16 protein-coding genes and 2 tRNA genes are annotated in these 17,835 nt (G+C 62.3%); 9 read left to right on the forward strand and 9 right to left on the reverse strand.

The genetic code is table 11. The features are described from left to right. Positions 1 to 16 precede the first annotated feature (16 nt). Positions 17 to 1,948, forward strand: coding sequence for an ABC transporter ATP-binding protein/permease (locus tag AC1RM7_RS02660; RefSeq protein WP_024919231.1), 1,932 nt, complete (start codon positions 17 to 19; stop codon positions 1,946 to 1,948). A 65-nt stretch (positions 1,949 to 2,013) separates the two neighbouring features. Further along, entirely contained in the window at positions 2,014 to 2,769 is a 756-nt protein-coding gene (locus tag AC1RM7_RS02665) for a tRNA-uridine aminocarboxypropyltransferase (protein WP_024919232.1), read from the forward strand. A gap of 45 nt (positions 2,770 to 2,814) precedes the next feature. On the opposite strand, the gene AC1RM7_RS02670 is transcribed toward AC1RM7_RS02665, so the two are convergent. The 8 genes from AC1RM7_RS02670 to AC1RM7_RS02705 form a co-directional block, all read right to left on the reverse strand. After that, positions 2,815 to 4,350 (reverse strand): porin, encoded by a 1,536-nt coding sequence (locus AC1RM7_RS02670; protein ID WP_024919233.1) that lies wholly within the window; start codon positions 4,348 to 4,350, stop codon positions 2,815 to 2,817. A 129-nt stretch (positions 4,351 to 4,479) separates the two neighbouring features. After that, complete coding sequence (locus AC1RM7_RS02675) at positions 4,480 to 4,641, reverse strand: hypothetical protein (protein ID WP_162832190.1); 162 nt, start codon at positions 4,639 to 4,641, stop codon at positions 4,480 to 4,482. A gap of 26 nt (positions 4,642 to 4,667) precedes the next feature. Continuing rightward, positions 4,668 to 4,964: a hypothetical protein gene (locus AC1RM7_RS02680; RefSeq protein ID WP_024919234.1), complete on the reverse strand. Its 297-nt coding sequence runs from the start codon at positions 4,962 to 4,964 to the stop codon at positions 4,668 to 4,670. A 121-nt stretch (positions 4,965 to 5,085) separates the two neighbouring features. After that, positions 5,086 to 5,160, reverse strand: a tRNA-Asn gene (locus AC1RM7_RS02685). A 121-nt stretch (positions 5,161 to 5,281) separates the two neighbouring features. Next, entirely contained in the window at positions 5,282 to 6,010 is a 729-nt protein-coding gene (locus AC1RM7_RS02690; protein ID WP_024919235.1) for an outer membrane protein, read from the reverse strand. A 315-nt stretch (positions 6,011 to 6,325) separates the two neighbouring features. Next, positions 6,326 to 6,399, reverse strand: a tRNA-Cys gene (locus tag AC1RM7_RS02695). A gap of 155 nt (positions 6,400 to 6,554) precedes the next feature. Continuing rightward, a complete protein-coding gene (locus AC1RM7_RS02700; RefSeq protein ID WP_006020528.1) occupies positions 6,555 to 6,818 on the reverse strand; it encodes a hypothetical protein in 264 nt (87 codons plus the stop codon). After that, positions 6,815 to 7,480: a hypothetical protein gene (locus AC1RM7_RS02705; protein WP_024919236.1), complete on the reverse strand. Its 666-nt coding sequence runs from the start codon at positions 7,478 to 7,480 to the stop codon at positions 6,815 to 6,817. Before AC1RM7_RS02705 ends, AC1RM7_RS02700 begins: the two co-directional genes overlap by 4 nt. Before the next feature lie 172 nt (positions 7,481 to 7,652). Between AC1RM7_RS02705 and AC1RM7_RS02710 the strand changes: the two genes are divergently transcribed. The 5 genes from AC1RM7_RS02710 to AC1RM7_RS02730 all read left to right on the forward strand — a co-directional run bounded on the left by AC1RM7_RS02710 (position 7,653) and on the right by AC1RM7_RS02730 (position 15,280). Further along, positions 7,653 to 8,318, forward strand: a complete 666-nt coding sequence (locus AC1RM7_RS02710; protein WP_024919237.1) for a protein-L-isoaspartate O-methyltransferase family protein — start codon at positions 7,653 to 7,655, stop codon at positions 8,316 to 8,318. Positions 8,319 to 8,532: 214 nt separating this feature from the next. Then, complete coding sequence (locus tag AC1RM7_RS02715) at positions 8,533 to 9,945, forward strand: TolC family outer membrane protein (RefSeq protein WP_006020531.1); 1,413 nt, start codon at positions 8,533 to 8,535, stop codon at positions 9,943 to 9,945. A gap of 262 nt (positions 9,946 to 10,207) precedes the next feature. After that, the gene (locus AC1RM7_RS02720; RefSeq protein WP_024919238.1) at positions 10,208 to 10,978 is read left to right on the forward strand and encodes a PopZ family protein; all 771 of its coding nucleotides are present in this window, start codon (positions 10,208 to 10,210) and stop codon (positions 10,976 to 10,978) included. Between the two features lie 277 nt (positions 10,979 to 11,255). Continuing rightward, on the forward strand, positions 11,256 to 14,114 hold the full coding sequence (locus tag AC1RM7_RS02725; RefSeq protein ID WP_024919239.1) for a valine--tRNA ligase: 2,859 nt from the start codon (positions 11,256 to 11,258) through the stop codon (positions 14,112 to 14,114). Further along, complete coding sequence (locus tag AC1RM7_RS02730) at positions 14,111 to 15,280, forward strand: MFS transporter (RefSeq protein WP_024919240.1); 1,170 nt, start codon at positions 14,111 to 14,113, stop codon at positions 15,278 to 15,280. The genes AC1RM7_RS02725 and AC1RM7_RS02730 overlap by 4 nt, the downstream gene beginning before the upstream one ends. Before the next feature lie 231 nt (positions 15,281 to 15,511). Here the strand turns inward: AC1RM7_RS02730 and AC1RM7_RS02735 are convergent, their stop codons facing one another. Beyond that, positions 15,512 to 16,108, reverse strand: a complete 597-nt coding sequence (locus tag AC1RM7_RS02735) for a DNA-3-methyladenine glycosylase (RefSeq protein WP_024919241.1) — start codon at positions 16,106 to 16,108, stop codon at positions 15,512 to 15,514. A gap of 139 nt (positions 16,109 to 16,247) precedes the next feature. On the opposite strand from AC1RM7_RS02735, the gene lipA reads away from it, so the two are divergent. Together lipA and AC1RM7_RS02745 are read left to right on the forward strand one after the other, a co-directional pair. After that, positions 16,248 to 17,207 (forward strand): lipoyl synthase, encoded by a 960-nt coding sequence (lipA, locus tag AC1RM7_RS02740; RefSeq protein ID WP_006020536.1) that lies wholly within the window; start codon positions 16,248 to 16,250, stop codon positions 17,205 to 17,207. A 131-nt stretch (positions 17,208 to 17,338) separates the two neighbouring features. Next, the gene (locus AC1RM7_RS02745) at positions 17,339 to 17,809 is read left to right on the forward strand and encodes a type II toxin-antitoxin system RatA family toxin (protein WP_024919242.1); all 471 of its coding nucleotides are present in this window, start codon (positions 17,339 to 17,341) and stop codon (positions 17,807 to 17,809) included. The last annotated feature ends 26 nt before the right edge of the window (positions 17,810 to 17,835 follow it).

Genomic DNA, 17,835 nt, shown 5'->3' on the forward strand with positions numbered 1-17,835 from the left:
CTGGCGTTGGGCCGGTATGAATAGACCGCCGATTCAAGAAGTTCTCGCTGAAACCGGAGAGCCGGTTGAAGCGCCCCCGCCCGAAATGGTTGAGCCCGAACCCGGGCTCTCTCCTGAGGAACTCGAACAGCTCAAACGCGACTATCTGCTGACCCGGTTCTGGATCAGCGCGCGCGGCTTTTGGGGCCGCGGCGGAGGCCGCCTGGCGTGGACGTTGAGCTTCGGCCTGCTCGCGCTGATCGTTCTGCAAATCACGTTTCAGTACGGCATCAACGTCTGGAACAGGTCGATCTTCGACGCCATCGAGAAGAAGGATGCCGCCAAGGTTTTCTATCTGACGGGAATATTCTTTCCGCTTGCGATCGGCAGCGTTGTCATCGGTGTCGTGCAGGTCTTTGCCCGCATGAGCATCCAGCGGCGCTGGCGCGCGTGGCTGACCAACTCCGTGGTGTCGCGGTGGCTGGCCAACGGCCGCTACTATCAGCTCAATCTGGTCGACGGCGATCACAAGAACCCGGAATACCGGATCGCGGAGGATCTACGGGTTGCCACCGACGCACCGGTGGATTTCGCCGCAGGCGTGACGCAGGCATTTCTCTCGGCGGCCACCTTCATCGTCGTGCTGTGGACCATCGGCGGCGCGCTGACATTGTCCGTCGGGGGCAGCACCGTCACCATTCCGGGCTTCCTCGTCATCGCCGCCGTCGTGTATGCGGCGATCGCCAGCGGCTCGATGATGATCATCGGCCGGAACTTCGTGTCGGTTTCCGAGAGCAAGAATCAGGCGGAGGCCGAATACCGCTATGCGCTGACCCGCGTGCGCGAGAACGGCGAAAGCATCGCGCTGCTCGGCGGCGAGGAGGAGGAGCGTTCGGGAATCGACAAGTCGTTCGGGAACGTCCTGCGGCAATGGGCGCGGTTGTGCGGGCAGCACATGCGCACCACCGTTGTGTCGCAGGGCTCGAGCCTGATCGCGCCGGTCATTCCGATCCTGCTCTGCGCTCCGAAGTTTCTGGAAGGAAGCATGTCGCTGGGACAGGTCATGCAGGCGGCATCGGCTTTCACGATCGTGCAGGCGGCGTTCGGCTGGCTGGTGGACAATTATCCGCGCCTTGCGGAATGGAACGCCGGTGCGCGGCGCATTGCGTCCCTGATGATGTCGCTCGATGGTCTGGAGCGCGCCGAAACCGGCGAGGGGATCAACCGCATCGAGCGTGGAGAGACCGAAGGCGACGCCATGGTGCGCCTGAACGAACTATCCGTCACGCTGAACGACGGCACCGCCGTGGTCGGCGAGTCTGAGGTGGTTATCGAGCCCGGCGAACGTGTCCTTGTTGCCGGCGAATCCGGCAGCGGAAAGAGCACATTGGTGCGCGCCATTGCCGGTCTGTGGCCGTGGGGCAGCGGCAGCGTCGACTTCCATCGCGATCGCCGGATTTTCATGCTGCCGCAGAAGCCGTATGTCCCGACCGGCACGTTGCGGCGCGCGATCGCCTATCCCGGCGCCGCCGAGGACTGGACGGTCGAGCAGATGGCGGAGACGCTTGAGAAGGTCGGGCTCGCGCACCTGAAGGAGAAGGTCGAAGAGGACGCGCCGTGGGATCAGACCCTGTCGGGCGGCGAAAAGCAGCGGCTGGCCTTCGCGCGACTGCTTCTGCACCGGCCTGATATCATCGTTCTCGACGAAGCGACCTCCGCGCTCGACGACACCGGGCAGGACAATCTCATGAAGTTGCTGCACGAGGAATTGAAAGACGCGACCATCATCAGCGTCGCCCATCGCACGGAACTGGAGGAGTTTCACAGCCGCAAGATCACGCTGGAGCGCCGCAAGGGAGGCGCGAAGCTCGTCAGCGACATCGAACTGATCCCGCGAGGTGACAAGCGGCGTTTGCTGGGCGGATGGCTTCGGCACCGCCGGCCCCCGAAGCCGGGCAAGGCGGCCTGACGGAATTGTCCTCGGACGATGCTGACAGGTTGCCGTGACGGGGTGCGCAGCGTATAGCCGGACCCATGTCAAAAGCCGCCAAAGCCAAGCCGGGCGCCGATGCGTCCGAAGAGATCGAAGAGTGCACCCGCTGCGGCAAACCGTTGCCGCTGTGCATCTGCGACAGCGTCACTCCGATCCGCAACCGGATCGAACTGCTGATCCTGCAGCATCCGCAGGAGCAGGACAGGGCGCTTGGCACCGCGCGGCTGACCGCGCAACATTTCGAGAAGGTGACCCACAAGATCGGATTGTCCTGGCCGAGCCTGTCGAAGGCGTTGGGCCGCTCCGTCGATCCGCAGGACTGGGCCATCCTCTATCTCGGGTCGGCGAAGGTCGCAGACCTTGCAACCGATCGGGATGTCGTTGCGATCGACCGCAAGGGCGAGATCGAGGACCATCAGCGCCAGATTCTGAAAGACATCGAGGGCGTGGTGCTGCTCGACGGCACATGGAGTCAGGCCAAGGCGCTGTGGTGGCGCAATGCCTGGATGCTGAAATGCCGGCGCATCATTCTCGGGCCGGCGCAACCGTCGCTCTATGGCAAGCTGCGCAAGGAGCCGCGGCGCGACGGCCTGTCGACCATCGAGGCCGCGGGAATGGTTCTTAGCAGGCTGGAAGGACGCGCCGAGATCGAAACCGAACTCAATGCGACGTTCCAGCGGATGCTGACGCAGTATCGCGCGGTGCAAGCGACCATGCCGGAGCTCGCACCGAAGCCGAAGAAGCGTGACTTCCGGCGCCCGGAAAACCGTCGCGGCAAGAAATCGCTGCAGTCATAAAAAACGCCGCCGTAAGCGGCGGCGTTTTTTAAATGCGGCCACCGGTCAGAACGTGCGGCGGACGCCGAGCAGACCGGACCAGACACCCTGATCCTTGAAGTCATAGACACCCGTCGGCTTGAAGGTGCCGGTCAATTGGCCGGGATTGGTCAAGGCCTGCGAGCCGGTATGCGACTGATCGAGGTAGGAGTAGAGCACCTCGGCCGAGAAGGTCAGGTTTTTGACCGGAGTCCATGCCGTGCGCTGGCCGACCTGCCAGATGCTGAAGTTGGGATTACAGGAATAACCGTTCAGCTTCGGCGACAGGGCCGTGAAGGCGGCACAGAATGCCGCCGCGCCGTTCGTATTGTATTCGATGCGGGAATAGGTGCCGACGATTCCGGTCTCCCATGTTGGCGACCAGTTGTGCACGAAAGCGGCCCGGACTCCCCACCCCGAAGTCTTCTCGATCTTGCTGCCGGTGGTGTAGACGCCGTCCGTCAACGAGAGCACCGCCATGGTCTGATAGCTGCCCGCGAAGTTGGGCGTGCCGCCGCCAAACGCATCGAAGGCGGTTCCGGTCACGCCGCCGATCAGATACTTGGAGGCCCCATTCACATAGGATGCATCGATCGAAAACTTGTCGCCGGGGCCAGTCGGCAGGTTCTTCAGTTGCAGGCCGCCGAGCACGGCAAAGCCCCATGCATCGCTTGGATGTCCGTTCGGTTCGACCGGCGTGATCCCTCCGGGGCCGGCATAGTAGTTGGCGCGGATGTTATGCACGCCGCCCGAGAGCTGCGCGGTGAAAGCGGTCTGGTCGACCCGGATGTTGCCGACGAAATCAGGCGTGACATTCCCGCCGTAGGAATTGGTGAAGGCGCCGTTGAATGCGCTGGTCGCCGGCTGCGTCAGGCTGGCATTGAGCAGTTGCGCGCGATTGATGACGCGGTTGTCTTCGACCGCGACCGAGGCCGACACGCCGTTGCCGAACTGCCAGGTGTAGGCCACCTGCGTGATGCCATTAACGTTGTCGTAGCCGCCGAGCATGAACGACGTCAGCGTGTTGGCGCCGGTCGCGCCCCACGGTGTCTGGAAAATCGACACGGCCTTGCCAAAGGTGAAGCCGGCGAACTGAATGAAGCCGTAGTCCAGCGTCAGCACGCCGGTTTCCGGCAGCGCGCCGGAATCGAACTGGAAGCGCGGATTCATGTAGGTGCGCACCACGCCGTATTCGGTCTGGGTGCGGGTATCGATCTGAAATTCGGTGCGCGTACGGGTCACGAAGTAGTCGCGGTCGCGCGACTTGGTGCCTTCGGCGTTCGTCTGATCCCAGCCGGGCCTGTTGTAGTTGCCGCCGTTGATGCTCCAGTCGGCCCGCATGTAGCCACTGAGCTTGATGCAGGTGTCGGTGCCGGGGATGTAGTAATAGCCCGCGCCATAGAGCGAGCAGATCTTCACATACTGGACGGGCTTGGCCTTGACCGGCAGGTCGGCTGCCGATGCGCCCGCCACCGTTGCGAGGCTGGCCGCGGCGCCGAGGAAAAACGCTCCGATGACGGATGCGGTTTTTCCGGATTGTCCGGCCTTACCAGAGATTCCCATCGACTCGGCCCCCAGCGGTAACATTTGAGGATTGTTACCAACGAAGGTTTCAGGGGCAAGCACCGGGAACCCGTACGGATTACATGGCCGGGCAGTTGCGACATTTTTGTCATATCGCACGCGGGCGGCTCAGCGCCATCCCGCGTTCTGGATCAGCAGCACGCCCACGATCACTGCCAAGGTCACTGCGGTCGCGATCAGCATCGACCGTCCGCCCATGCCGCGGCCGATCCACCACAGCAGCGCTGCGCCCATCAGAACCGGAACGATAATGTCGAGGGGTGTGCTCATTCGCGGCTTTCCACGACGCGCGGCGCTCAGGCTTTCCGGCCCATCCATTTCCGCTCGATCCAGCCGAGCGCGTTGGCGAGCGGCAGTTGAAGGAACGGCACATCCTGGGCGATCAGCAACAGGCCAAGCGGCAGCATCCAGAGACCCAGAATGGGAAGGAAGCTGAAGATGCCGCCGACGACCAGCAGCAGGGCGAGCGGAATGCGGACCCATCCCGAGCCCGGTTCGCGCAGCCAGCGGACGAAGCGGGCGCCTTTTTCGGGAAGCCGTGCTGCGATCCAGTCGAAATGACGGTCGAGTTCGGCCCTTGCTTCTGCGCTCACGTTCAACCTGCCTGTTCCATTCCGGGAGCGCCCCGCAGCCCGTCACAGGACTGAGCTATATACGCAGGCGATCCCGCGCAAGTTGCGGGACGGAGGCAGGCTGATAAGTGATTGATTTGATTGGCTCCCCGGGCTGGATTCGAACCAGCGACCATTCGATTAACAGTCGAATGCTCTACCGCTGAGCTACCGAGGAATACTGCTGAAGCAGCAATGGGGCCGCATATAACAAAGGCCCCGAGTCTTGCAAAGCATAAAGTCTCGCAAAGCGCCAATCGCCGAAAAATCTCGGCGGTTGGAGCCTTATGGCTTTTCTATCAGTACTTTCCGGGTTCAAGCCCCGAGAACTTGAAGCCAAGCCGGAACTGAACAAGATCCGCCTTGGCCGAAACGTAGCGCGCCGAACCGACGGCCGGAATGTTGGTCGTCTTGTACAGGTCGGTGTCGAATTCAATGTGACGATATTCGACGCCTGCGTAGAGCCAGTTTGTGATCAGATAGTCGATCCCGCCGCCGGCAAACCAGCCGTCAGGACGCTTCTCGATCAATGCAGGGATGTTGGGAAAACCTCTCGCATAGAAGGCGGTGCTAACAGTACCTCGTGCATAGCCGCCGGTACCGTAAGCCAGCCACTGGGGGCTGAAAACCCAGCCCACGCGGGGGCCGACCATGAACAGCTGAGAAAGTGACATGTAAGCATCGAAGGCCGGTGCAAAAACGGGAGCATCCGGACCGACACCTGTCATCGGCTGCGTTTGCCACTGCGCCTCGACGCCAAAGACGAACTGCCTCCACTGATACTGAGCGCCGACGTGGGCGCCAACCTGGCCGCCTTCAGGTTTACGGGCGAGCGTTTGTCCCGGCAGGTTGTAGTAGGCCCAATCGAGTTGGGTCCACTCGTAGCCGGCGTTGACGCCGCCATAGATGCCGCTCCAAGTGTATACGGGGACGGGGTCTGCCTTCACGGCTTTCACGGGCAAATCGGCTGCTAATGAAGCGCCGGTGCTCAAAATTGAAAGGCCGATAGCGAAAGCCAGCGTCTTCATTTGCAATATCCTTGATAAAAATCTGAATAAAATAATACCGACGATAGCGGTTCGGGCTGGCGGCGTCTGTGACGCGTTAAGCACAATGCCGAGGCAAGTTTGGGTGCCGCCCAATGGAAATCCCGGGCCGGGCTTCGCAGGCATCATCTTCGATGCGGCGTCGTTCCTCCGCACGACTTCGGCGGGGATCGTTCGACCGTAATCCTTCGCGGGAGATGCCCTGGCGGAAGATTCCGATGAATAAGTCACCGCCCCGGCGTCATGCCTGAGGGGTAACAATCAGAAAGAGAATTGTCTGGTAAGTCGTTGAAATATTGGAGGCCACGACCAGAATTGAACTGGTGTACACGGTTTTGCAGACCGTTGCGTAACCACTCCGCCACGTGGCCTCACAGGCCGGACTAGTTACAAGGGCGCAGGCGCTTATGCAATCGTCCCGTGGTGGAACGGGTCCATTGCAGCCATTTGGCACCCAAATCCGCTTCTGATGGTGAATTCGGCGATAGTAGCGGTCCTTTACGATCCGCTCTCCAAGATTCGCTCTCTACGATCCGCTCTTGGCGTTGCTGGCCGCGATCACCTTCATGAGGTCCGCGACGGGAAAGCCGCTCCGGTTCATCGTGCACAGAACGTCGATCATCTGGTCGCTCGGTTCGTTCGCCGACATCAGGGCCGCGCGGACTTCGGACGGCAGATCGTCGAACTCGTCCATCTGCCGCCGCATCGTCGACAGTCTGCTCGCAGAGAGGTCTCCCTGTTCGGAGCCCGGCGCGGGTTTGCCCGCAGATGGTGTCTGGTCGCGCTTCATTTGAATGTGTTCGCCGCCACGTCGTAGGTCCAGGTCAAGCGTCCATTGGTGAAAACCACCGAGCGAAATCCGAGATCGCGTGCCTTGTTGAAGATATTCCCGGACCGGGCAAGGTTAAGGACCGTCGGCCGATCCATCTTGAAATACTTGTAGTTCAGCACCGTCTCGTGATCGCCGGACGTGCCGATGTCCATCGCAAGTCCTCTGCGCAACATCTGCTTGCTGGTCGTGACCGCGAACTGCTTGCGGCCCTCGACGTTCTCGGCGAGCGAATCGAGCCGGGCGCTGATGTTGGTCGCGCCATGTTTGCGGACGTATTCACGCTCATTCTTCTGCATCGCCGCCAGGAGTTTCTTCGCGCGCGGAGCCTCCGGTGCGGAATCATCGATTTTTCCGAGATCGGCTTTGGCAGCGTAGTAATCGGCCAGGGCGGGAAGTTTCTGTGTGCGCCTGGCCGAATAATCGCTCAGCGCCTTCATGATGGCGGCGGCGCGCTCGACCACTTTCTTGCGCTTCGGCGCGGGCTGATCGGAGGCCGCAACCGCTGCGGGCGCCGGGGTCTGTGCCGCCGCCGGCGCGATACCTGCGCCGATTAACAATACAGCCAGCGGGAGGCCGCAAAGCCGGGTGCGGAGAGGGTGTCTCGTTGCGCTGCCTGTCATGTGCCCCGCTTCAGCCGTTCAGGTGCCGTTACCACGGCGATCGCATATCATAACAAGACTTGAACCGGACCTGCAGGCTTGCATCGCATGCGGCCTTGCAGCAAATATGTGCCGCGCTGGCCACACCCGCTGGCCGATGATCCATTCGATGTTCCTGTCTTGAGGCTATCCCATGTCTGATTTCACGACCTCTCGGCAGTATATGGTCGACTGTCAGGTGCGGCCGAGCGATGTGACCGATCTGCGGATCATCGATGCGATGCTTGCCGTGCCGCGAGAGAATTTCGTGCCGCAGAGCAAGCGCCTGACCGCCTATCTGGATCTCGATATTGATGTCGCGGCGGACGGTCAGCCGAAGCGCTGCCTCATCAAGCCGGCAGTTCTCGCTAAAATGCTCCAGGCGGCGACGATCTCCGAAACCGACCGCGTCCTGGTGGTCGGCTGCGCCACCGGCTATTCGGCGGCGGTCGTGGCGCACCTCGCGGCACAGGTCTTTGCCACCGAGCCCGATCCGGCGCTCGCCAATGCAGCGGCGAGAAATCTTGCCGATCTGGGCCTCGCCAATGTGACCGTCAGCACGGCAGAGCCGGCCGAGGGCGACAGGGCCCACGCGCCCTACGATGTCATCGTCTTGGACGGCGCCACGGAAGTGGAACCTCACAAGCTGTACGAGCAGTTGAAGATGGGTGGGCGGCTGGTGGGCGTGTTCGCGACCAGCCAGCCCCCGCGTGCCACATTGATCGCCCGGTCTCCGGCCGATTTCGGCAGCCGGGTCCTTTTTGACGCAACCGCGCCGGTTTTGACCGGCCTGGAACGTCGTCCAGCCTTCACATTCTAGCTTTCGGCGCGCGTCTTCTAGGGTTGTTTTCCTAGGACTGAGACAGTGTGGCAGCAATGTCCCATCCTCACTGTTTCGGCAGTGAGTGCCTGCGCCGGGGTTTCACCAAGATGAACCGATGCATAGACTGACGCGGTACGGGCACAGGCGACTCAGCTACCCGGTTTTCGCGCGCCCTGATGGCGAGTGTAGAGCCGGTTTGGGGATAGAAGTGATGCAAGCTAAATATCGGAAGAAACTCAGTGCGGGTGTCGCCCTGGCGACGCTTCTACTGTGCCCGGTCATGACGGTCCCGGTCATGGCTGACACGATCGAGGCCGCGCTGGTTCGTGCCTATCAGAACAATCCACAATTGAACGCGCAGCGCGCATCGGTCCGGGCGACGGACGAAAGCGTGCCGCAGGCCCTGTCGGGTTATCGCCCGCGTGTCGCGGTGACCGCCAGCGCGGGAACGCAGTACACCGAAACGCAGACCAACACGCAGATCGGCGGCCGGCTCAGCGAAATCGGGCTTCGCGGCGTGAATGCGCCGCGCTCGGTCGGTGCGACCCTCAGCCAGACGCTGTATAACGGCGGCCAGACCGGCAACCGCACCCGCGCCGCTGAAAGTCAGGTCTCGGCTGCGCGCGAAGGCTTGCGCGTGCTCGAACAGACCGTGCTGTTCTCGGCGGCGACCGTCTACATGGATTACCTTCGCGATTCGGCGATCGTCGAGGTGCAGAAGAGCAACGTCCGTGTGCTCGAACAGACGCTCAAACAGACTCGCGATCGCTTCAATGTCGGCGAAGTCACACGCACCGACGTCGCGCAGTCCGAAGCCCAGCTCGCCGCAGGCCGCACGCAGCTTCTGACGGCAGAATCGAATCTGACGACGACGCGCGCGAACTTCCGCCGCATCATCGGCAACGAGCCTTCCAACCTTGCGGCTGGATCGCCCGTCGATCGTTTCCTGCCGCCCACGCTGGCGGGTGCGGTCGATCTCAGCCTTCTCGAAAATCCGAACGTCACCGCCGCGATGTACGGCATCGACGTGAGCTTCCTTCAGGTGAAGGTCAGCGAAGGTGCGCTGTTCCCGGTCGTCACTCTTCAAGGCAGCGTGCAGCAGTCCTACGAGAGCACGATGTCGACCTATAAGGCGTTCGGTGCATCCGCCGTCGCCCAGTTGACCGTGCCGGTCTATCAGGGCGGCGCCGAATACTCACTGATCCGCCAGTCGAAAGAAACGCTGGCGCAGCAGCGCCTCAACCTCGAACAGGTTCGCGACCAGACCCGTGCCACCGTGGCGCAGGCATGGGGCCAGCTCGTTGCCGGCAAGGCGCAGGTGCAGTCAGCGCAGGCGCAGGTGACGGCATCTGAAATCGCCCTGAACGGCGTTCGCGAAGAGGCGAGGGTCGGGCAGCGCACGACACTCGACGTCCTCAACGCGCAGCAGGCGCTGGTCAACGCGCGTGTCGCGCTCGTCACGGCGCAGCACGATCGCGTCGTCGCGTCCTACAGCGTGCTGAACTCTATCGGACGTTTGTCGCCGACCGTTCTGAAACTCGCCACCAACGTCTACGATGCAGGCGTCCACTATCATCAGGTTCGCGATAGCTGGTTCGGCGTCCGGACACCTGACGGCCGCTAACTTGCGCTAGCTTGAATCGGCATTCGCGTCGCGATCCCATGTACGGGACGGGCGCGGATGCCTGACTCAGTTTCGCCGCGACGCCGGTTAACCGTCTCTCATCAGCGCTGTGATCAACCGGCCGAGTTCGTCGCCCGTTGCTTGCAATCAATTGTTGCCATGACATACCGTTCTGAAGGATCGCAAAGCGATTCGTGACGTTGGTGTGCGGCTATTGCAGGTCCCTCGGGTGAACCTTGCAGCCGATGGGGTGGAGTCCGAGATGTCGCAACCGGCAAAGGCGCAGGAGCCCTCAATGGAGGAGATTCTCGCGTCGATCAGGCGCATCATCTCCGATGACGAGGCCAAGCCGGCAGCGGGAGCTGCTCCGGCTGCCGCTGCTCCCGCAGCCGCGCCTGCTGCGCCTCAGAAAACGGAGGTTCCCAAAGCGGAGATGTCGCGGCCCGCGCCGGCGCGTCCCGTGATGACCGGCATTCCGCCATCCAGGATCGCGCCCAAGCCCGCGGCTGCTCCTGCGCCCGCACCGGCGCCGGTGGCAAAGAACAGCCAGGCCGAAATCGATGCGATGATGGCAAGCTTCGATGCGCCCGCTGCCCCGGCGAAAGCCGCCGAGCCGGAGCCCGAAGAGGACGCCGATGTGTTCGAATTGACCGAACAGATGGCCGTGCCCGAACCGCCACCTTCATTCAACAAGATCGAGCCCGAGGACGATCTGGAGTTCACCGAGTCGCCGATGGTTCAAGCACCCCAACAACGCTCGCCTGTCATGGAAGCGCCTTCATTCACCGAACGGGCGCAGCCGCAGCGTGAGATGCCGACGCAGCAGATTCTGTCGGGATCGACGGTCTCGGCGGTCGAGTCCGCGTTCAACGCGCTGGCGAATACCGTTCTCAGCAACAATGCCCGGACCCTCGAGGATCTCGTTAAGGAGATGCTCCGTCCGATGCTGAAATCCTGGCTGGACGACAATCTGCCCAATCTGGTGGAGCGGATCGTCAAGGCCGAGATCGAGCGGGTCTCCCGCGGCCGGTGATTTCGGCGATTCAGGCCTAAATCCTCCATATTCCGAGTGGTTGACTTGAGCCGCGCCGGGGGCTTTCTAGGGCGCGATGGCTAGCATCGGCTCGTGGCGCGCCGTCACCCTGAGGTGCCGCAGCGAAGCGGAGGCCTCGAAGGGCGGCATTGGTATGCGCCGTCATCCTTCGAGGCTCGCAAGAACTCGCACCTCAGGATGACGGTCCCGCCGTTACGATAATGTCGCTCCGGGCTGTCGCCTTCGCGTGCGTTACAACCTTTTTGATTGCAGTGTGATGATCGAGAAAAACTACCAGCCCGCCGAAATCGAAAACCGCATCGCGAAGGCGTGGGAAGACGCCGGCGCGTTCAAGGCCGGGCGGCCGGAGCGGCGCGACGCCGAGCCGTTCACGATCGTCATTCCGCCGCCGAACGTCACCGGCTCGCTGCATATGGGCCACGCGCTCAACAACACGCTGCAGGACATCCTGTGCCGGTTCGAGCGGATGCGCGGCCGCGACGTGCTGTGGCAGCCGGGAACGGACCACGCGGGCATCGCCACGCAGATGGTGGTGGAACGCCAACTGATGGAGCGGCAGGAGCCGGGCCGCCGCGACATGGGCCGTGCGAAATTCCTCGAGCGCGTGTGGCAGTGGAAGGCGGAATCCGGCGGCACCATCGTTAACCAACTCAAGCGCCTCGGTGCATCGTGCGACTGGTCGCGCGAACGCTTCACCATGGACGAGGGCCTGTCACGCGCGGTCGCCAAGGTGTTCGTCGAACTCTACGCGCAGGGCCTGATCTACAAGGACAAGCGTCTGGTCAACTGGGACCCGAAGCTGCTGACCGCGATCTCCGATCTCGAAGTGCAGCAGATAGAGGTCAAGGGCAGCCTCTGGCATCTGCGCTATCCGCTGGAAGGCAAGGAGTTCAATCCCGAGGACGCGTCCACGTTCATCGTGGTCGCGACCACGCGGCCTGAAACCATGCTTGGCGACACGGCTGTCGCCGTGAATCCCGATGACGAGCGCTACAGGCATCTGGTCGGCAAGCACGCCGTGCTGCCACTGGTCGGCCGTCTCATTCCGATCGTCGCCGACGATTACTCCGATCCCGAGAAGGGATCGGGCGCGGTGAAGATCACCCCGGCGCACGACTTCAACGACTTCGAGGTCGGCCGCCGTCACAACCTTCCGTCGATCAGCGTGCTCGATCAGGAAGCGCGCATGTCGCTCTCGGGCAACGAGGATTACCTGCGCGGTCTTCCCGAAGCCGCGCTGATCTTTGCCGAAGAACTCGACGGCAAGGATCGCTTCGCCGCGCGCAAGCTGATTGTCGCGAAGCTGGAAGAGGCGGGCTTCCTGGAGAAGATCGAACCGAACACCCACATGGTGCCGCACGGCGACCGCTCCGGCGTTGTCATCGAGCCGTATCTCACCGACCAGTGGTACGTCGACGCCAAGACGCTGGCAGCGCCTGCGATTGCAGCGGTGCGCAGCGGCGAGACCGCGTTCGTGCCGAAGAACTGGGAGAAGACCTACTTCGAGTGGATGGAGAACATCCAGCCGTGGTGCATCTCGCGCCAGCTCTGGTGGGGTCATCAGATTCCCGCGTGGTACGGCCCGGACGGCAAGGTGTTCGTCGCCGAGACCGAGGACGAAGCGGTCGGCAAGGCGCTTGGCTATTACGTCGAGCAGGAGGTCATCACCGCGGAGCAGGGCCATGACATGGCGCTCGATCCGGCCAAGCGTGAGGGCTTCATCACGCGCGACGAAGATGTGCTGGACACCTGGTTCTCATCGGCGTTGTGGCCATTCTCGACGCTCGGCTGGCCCGACACCGACGTCGATGTGAAGCGCTACTACCCGACCAACGTTCTCGTCACGGGTTTCGACATCATTTTCTTCTGGGTCGCCCGGATGATGATGATGGGCATGCACTTCATGAAGGACGTGCCATTCCCGACCGTCTACATCCACGCCCTCGTCCGCGACGAGAAGGGCGCCAAGATGTCGAAGTCGAAAGGCAACGTCATCGATCCGCTGCATCTGATCGACGATTACGGCGCCGACGCGCTGCGTTTCACGCTGGCGGCGATGGCGGCGCAGGGCCGCGACATCAAGCTCTCGACCCAGCGCGTCGAAGGCTATCGCAACTTCGCGACCAAGCTCTGGAACGCGTCGCGCTTTGCCGAGATGAACGGCTGCGCGCTGGCTGACGGCTTCGATCCGGCGAAGACGAAGGAAACGCTCAACCGCTGGATCGCGCACGAGACCGCGCGCGCCACGCGCGAAGTCACCGAAGCCATTCAGGCCTATCGGTTCAACGACGCGGCGGGCATCATGTACCGCTTCGTCTGGAACATTTACTGCGACTGGTATCTTGAACTCGCCAAGCCCGTGCTGATGGGCGCGGACTCGCCGGCGAAAGCCGAGACACAGGCCAGCATCGCCTGGGCGCGCGACGAAATCCTCAAGCTGCTGCATCCGTTCATGCCGTTCCTCACCGAGGAGCTTTGGGGCGTGACGGCGCAGCGTGATGGGCTGTTGGCGCTCGCCGAATGGCCGCTCAAGGCGTCGGCGGAAACGATCATTGAACCTGCGATCTCCGCCGATCCGCTGGCGATGCCGGTCGTGGTCATGCCTGCACCGGAAGCTGCACCCTTCAGCGATCCCGCCGCCGAAGCCGAAATCGGCTGGCTGATCGAATTGATCTCGGCGATCCGCTCGATGCGCGCGGAAATGAATATTCCGCCGGCAACGCTGTTCCCGCTGGTGCTGGTCGGCGCATCCGCCGACATCAAGGCGCGTGCGGAGCGCTGGAGCGATGTGATGAAGCGCCTTGCGCGGCTCGGCGATATTTCGTTTGCGGATCGTGCGCCGGACGGCTCCGTGCAGTTGCTGGTGCGCGGCGAGGTGGCTGCGATTCCGCTGAAGGGCGTGATCGATCTTGGCGCCGAGAAGGTTCGTCTCGACAAGGAACTTGCGAAAGCCAACGCTGACATCCAGCGCGTCGACGCCAAGCTCGGCAACGAGAAGTTCGTCGCCAACGCGCCGGAAGAAGTCATCGACGAACAGCGCGAGAAGCGCGAGGAAGCGGAAAGCCGCAAGACGAAAATCCTCGAAGCGCTGGAGCGGCTCAAGGGCGCGGAATGACCTTGCAGCGGTCATCCTCGTTCAACGCGCTGCTTCTCCTCTGGCTCGCGGGAAACGGCCTGCGGCTGACGATCCTTGCCGTGCCGCCGGTGCTGGCGCTCATCATTCTGGATCTGAAGCTGTCCGGCACGGAAGTCGGAATCCTGAATGCGATTCCGGTTTTCCTGTTCGCGGTGGTCGCCGTGCCGGGCTCGCTGCTGATCGCGCGCGTCGGCGCCGTGCCTGCGCTGATCATCGGACTTCTGATCGCGGCAGCGGGTTCGGCGCTGCGCGGTTTCGCATCCGATCCATGGTTGCTCTACATCACGACGATCATCATGGCGGCGGGGATCGCGGTGATGCAGCCGTCACTTCCGCCGATCGTGCGTCAGTGGGTGCCGGACCGGATCGGCTTCGCAACGGCGGTCTATACCAATGGCCTTCTGTGCGGCGAAATCTTCCCGGTCATGCTCGCGGCTTTCATCGTACCGCTTCTCGCCGGAAGCTGGCGCGCGAGTCTGGTGCTCTGGTCGATTCCGCTGGTCGCGATTGCGCTCATCATTTTCCTGTTTCAGCCGGGCGGAAAGGATGCGCCAGTCTCGCGCCATCGTCTCTGGATGCCGGACTGGCGCGATCCGTTGCTCTGGAAGCTGGGCCTCATCATGAGCGCGCCCAACCAGCTCTACTTCTGCACCAATGCTTTTCTTCCCGGTTACCTGCTGCACACGGATCGCACCGACCTGATCGGCCCGGCGCTCACAGCGCTGAATGTCGGCCAGTTGCCCGCGTCATTTCTTCTGCTGGTCATGGCGAGCCGATGGGAGCGCAGGAAATGGCCCTTGCTCTCTGCGGCTGCGCTCGGGATTGCAGGTATCGCCGGCATTCTGGTGTCCGGACACGCGTGGAGTCTGATCGGATCGGCGGCGATGATCGGCTTTGCCTGCGCCATCACACTCACTCTCGTGCTCGCATTGCCCGCACTGCTGGTTGCACCGGACGATGTGCCGCGAATGTCGGCGGGGATCTTCACGATGGGCTATGGCCTTGCGATGACGATCTCGGTTCTCGGCGGCGTCGTGTGGGATATCACCGGCAATGCTGCGTTTGCGTTTGTCCCGATCGCGGTGTGGATGTTGCCGCTCATTTTCTTCACGCTGAGAACAGACTTCTCGACACGCCGGGCCTGAACGGCTGCTGGTGGATTTGAGTCCAGCCAGGAGCGCATGGCTCGGCTGCCTGCGTTTTGATGGATGCTCTTTGGTGAGGCTGTCGCGCTTTTTTGGTTATGCAGGCGACGCATAACAAGTGCACGAGCTGTCCGATCGCGATGTTGCCGCGAGGCAAATAGCCAAAATCTCCAAGCGCCGCCGCTACGTCACCATTCCGCCATTTGCGGCGAAGTTCGTCACCATTTCGCCTTATGCCGGAAACGGCTGGCTCATGAATTTCGAGCCCTTCAGGCCATAGCGCCACGGCAGTTCCACCGCCTTGGTGATGCCGATGCGGATGCCGCTGACGATCTCCGGCTTGCGCGTGCGTGCGTAAATCGCAATCGGGGGCGTATCGAGGGCGAGGCCGTTGTGCTTGCCGGTCACCGCCATCGCCTCACAGAGTTTGCCGGGGCCCGAAGACAGCATTCGTTCGTCGTGCAATCCGCGCCGCCGCCGCATCGCCGGGATGCCATGGGTCGGCTCGATCGCGCGGACCAGCACCGCGCTGGCGGAGCCTTCCTTCTCGCAGACGAAATTCATGCACCAGTGGATGCCGTAGGAGCGGTAGACGTAGAGAAAACCCGGAGGGCCGAACATCACCATGTTGCGCGGCGTCGGCCCATTGAAGGAGTGCGCCGCAGGCTCGGTGTGGTGATAGGCCTCGACCTCGACAATAATTCCGCCGACGCCGTCCACCAGCAGCGTTGCGCCGATCAGGTCGGATGCCACGTCATGGACGCTGCGCGCGAAGAATTTACGCGTCAGCAGCCGTCCGACAGGGGCTTGGGACTGTAGGTCAGCCATTTATGGGCAGGGGATAGGCGCGCAGGGCCATGCAGGACCGGTTGGAAACGTGATAGTCATTCCAAGGTAGCACGATGCGGGCGGCTTGCGCCAAGACATTGGCGGGCTTAGGTAAGTCTAAGGAAATCGCGGGCTTTTCATGGTCACTTTGATCGATACGGTGTCGCCAAATCAGGTGCGCCCACGTCATCCGGAGAAGGTCAACCGGCCCGACGCCAAGTCGCCGGCCAAGCCCGACTGGATTCGCGTGCGCGCGCCGAATTCGCGCGGCTATGCCAACACCCGCAACATCGTCAAGGAAAACGGCCTCGTCACGGTGTGCGAGGAGGCGGGCTGCCCGAACATCGGCGAGTGCTGGGACAAGAAGCACGCCACCTTCATGATCATGGGTGACACCTGCACCCGCGCCTGTGCCTTCTGCAACGTCAAGACGGGAATGCCCGGCGCGCTCGACGCGTCAGAGCCGGAGCATGTGGCGCTGGCCGTATCGAAACTCGGCCTGAACCATGTCGTTATCACCTCGGTGGACCGCGACGATCTCGCCGACGGCGGCGCAGATCACTTTGCGAAAACCATCCGCGCCATTCGCGCGAGCTGTCCGACCACGACCATCGAAATCCTGACGCCGGACTTTCTCCGCAAAGAGGGCGCGCTGGAGCAGGTGGTCGCCGCCAAGCCCGACGTGTTCAACCACAATCTGGAAACCGTGCCGTCGCGCTATCTGACCGTGCGTCCCGGCGCGCGTTACTTCCATTCGATCCGGCTGTTGCAGCGGGTCAAGGAAATGGACCCGACCATCTTCACCAAGTCCGGCATTATGGTCGGTCTTGGCGAGGAGAGGCACGAAGTGCTGCAGGTGATGGACGACCTGCGCTCGGCGGATGTCGATTTCCTCACCATCGGGCAATATCTGCAACCGAGCCTCAAGCATCATGCGGTGATGCGTTACGTGACGCCGGATGAATTCGGCGGCTATGAGAAGGTCGCCTACACCAAGGGCTTCCTGATGGTGTCGGCGAGTCCGCTGACGCGTTCGTCACATCACGCCGGCGAGGATTTCGCCAAACTGCAGGCGGCGCGCGACGCGGCCAACCGCTAAGATTCAATCGTCATTGCGAGCGAAGCCATCCATCCTTTACCACAAAAGATATGGATTGCTTCGTCGCTTACGCTCCTCGCAATGACGGTACACAACCGTCAACAACCTTAGACCGCCACCGTTGGTTTTCGATGCCGCAGTTTTCCAACAAGCGCCGCGTTCGCCATAGCGCGGAGAAGATGTTCGATCTCGTCGCGGACGTCGAACGCTATCCCGAATTCGTGCCGATGTGTCAGGCGCTGAAGGTCCGCCAGCGCACGCAAAAGCCGGACGGAACCGAAGTCATTGTGGCCGATATGACGGTGTCGTTTCAGGTGGTCCGTGAGACCTTCACCAGCCGCGTGACGCTGGACAAGCCGAACCTGAAAATCCTTGTCGAGTACTTGCAGGGTCCGTTCAGCAAGCTTGAGAACCGCTGGACCTTCGAGGCGAAGTCCGAAAATGCCTGCGATGTCGGCTTCTTTATCGCCTATGAATTCAAGAGTCGGATGCTCGCGGTGCTGATGGGCGCGATGTTCGACGCCGCTTTCCAGCGCTTCGCCGCGGCGTTCGAGAAACGCGCGGATGCGGTCTATGGGCCGCCGCGCGTGGCCGCTTCTTGATCGGAGGCTGTGGTCCGCGGGCCATC

Source organism: Afipia sp. GW822-FHT03D08 (assembly GCF_058801645.1).

What these genes read in the sequence shown, in the direction of transcription:
- AC1RM7_RS02660 (WP_024919231.1), top strand. Translation starts at nt 17, where the DNA reads ATGAATAGACCGCCGATTCAAGAAGTTCTCGCTGAAACCGGAGAGCCG.
- AC1RM7_RS02665 (WP_024919232.1), top strand. Translation starts at nt 2,014, where the DNA reads ATGTCAAAAGCCGCCAAAGCCAAGCCGGGCGCCGATGCGTCCGAAGAG.
- AC1RM7_RS02670 (WP_024919233.1), bottom strand. Translation starts at nt 4,350, where the DNA reads ATGGGAATCTCTGGTAAGGCCGGACAATCCGGAAAAACCGCATCCGTC.
- AC1RM7_RS02675 (WP_162832190.1), bottom strand. Translation starts at nt 4,641, where the DNA reads ATGAGCACACCCCTCGACATTATCGTTCCGGTTCTGATGGGCGCAGCG.
- AC1RM7_RS02690 (WP_024919235.1), bottom strand. Translation starts at nt 6,010, where the DNA reads ATGAAGACGCTGGCTTTCGCTATCGGCCTTTCAATTTTGAGCACCGGC.
- AC1RM7_RS02700 (WP_006020528.1), bottom strand. Translation starts at nt 6,818, where the DNA reads ATGAAGCGCGACCAGACACCATCTGCGGGCAAACCCGCGCCGGGCTCC.
- AC1RM7_RS02705 (WP_024919236.1), bottom strand. Translation starts at nt 7,480, where the DNA reads ATGACAGGCAGCGCAACGAGACACCCTCTCCGCACCCGGCTTTGCGGC.
- AC1RM7_RS02710 (WP_024919237.1), top strand. Translation starts at nt 7,653, where the DNA reads ATGTCTGATTTCACGACCTCTCGGCAGTATATGGTCGACTGTCAGGTG.
- AC1RM7_RS02715 (WP_006020531.1), top strand. Translation starts at nt 8,533, where the DNA reads ATGCAAGCTAAATATCGGAAGAAACTCAGTGCGGGTGTCGCCCTGGCG.
- AC1RM7_RS02720 (WP_024919238.1), top strand. Translation starts at nt 10,208, where the DNA reads ATGTCGCAACCGGCAAAGGCGCAGGAGCCCTCAATGGAGGAGATTCTC.
- AC1RM7_RS02725 (WP_024919239.1), top strand. Translation starts at nt 11,256, where the DNA reads ATGATCGAGAAAAACTACCAGCCCGCCGAAATCGAAAACCGCATCGCG.
- AC1RM7_RS02730 (WP_024919240.1), top strand. Translation starts at nt 14,111, where the DNA reads ATGACCTTGCAGCGGTCATCCTCGTTCAACGCGCTGCTTCTCCTCTGG.
- AC1RM7_RS02735 (WP_024919241.1), bottom strand. Translation starts at nt 16,108, where the DNA reads ATGGCTGACCTACAGTCCCAAGCCCCTGTCGGACGGCTGCTGACGCGT.
- lipA (WP_006020536.1), top strand. Translation starts at nt 16,248, where the DNA reads ATGGTCACTTTGATCGATACGGTGTCGCCAAATCAGGTGCGCCCACGT.
- AC1RM7_RS02745 (WP_024919242.1), top strand. Translation starts at nt 17,339, where the DNA reads ATGCCGCAGTTTTCCAACAAGCGCCGCGTTCGCCATAGCGCGGAGAAG.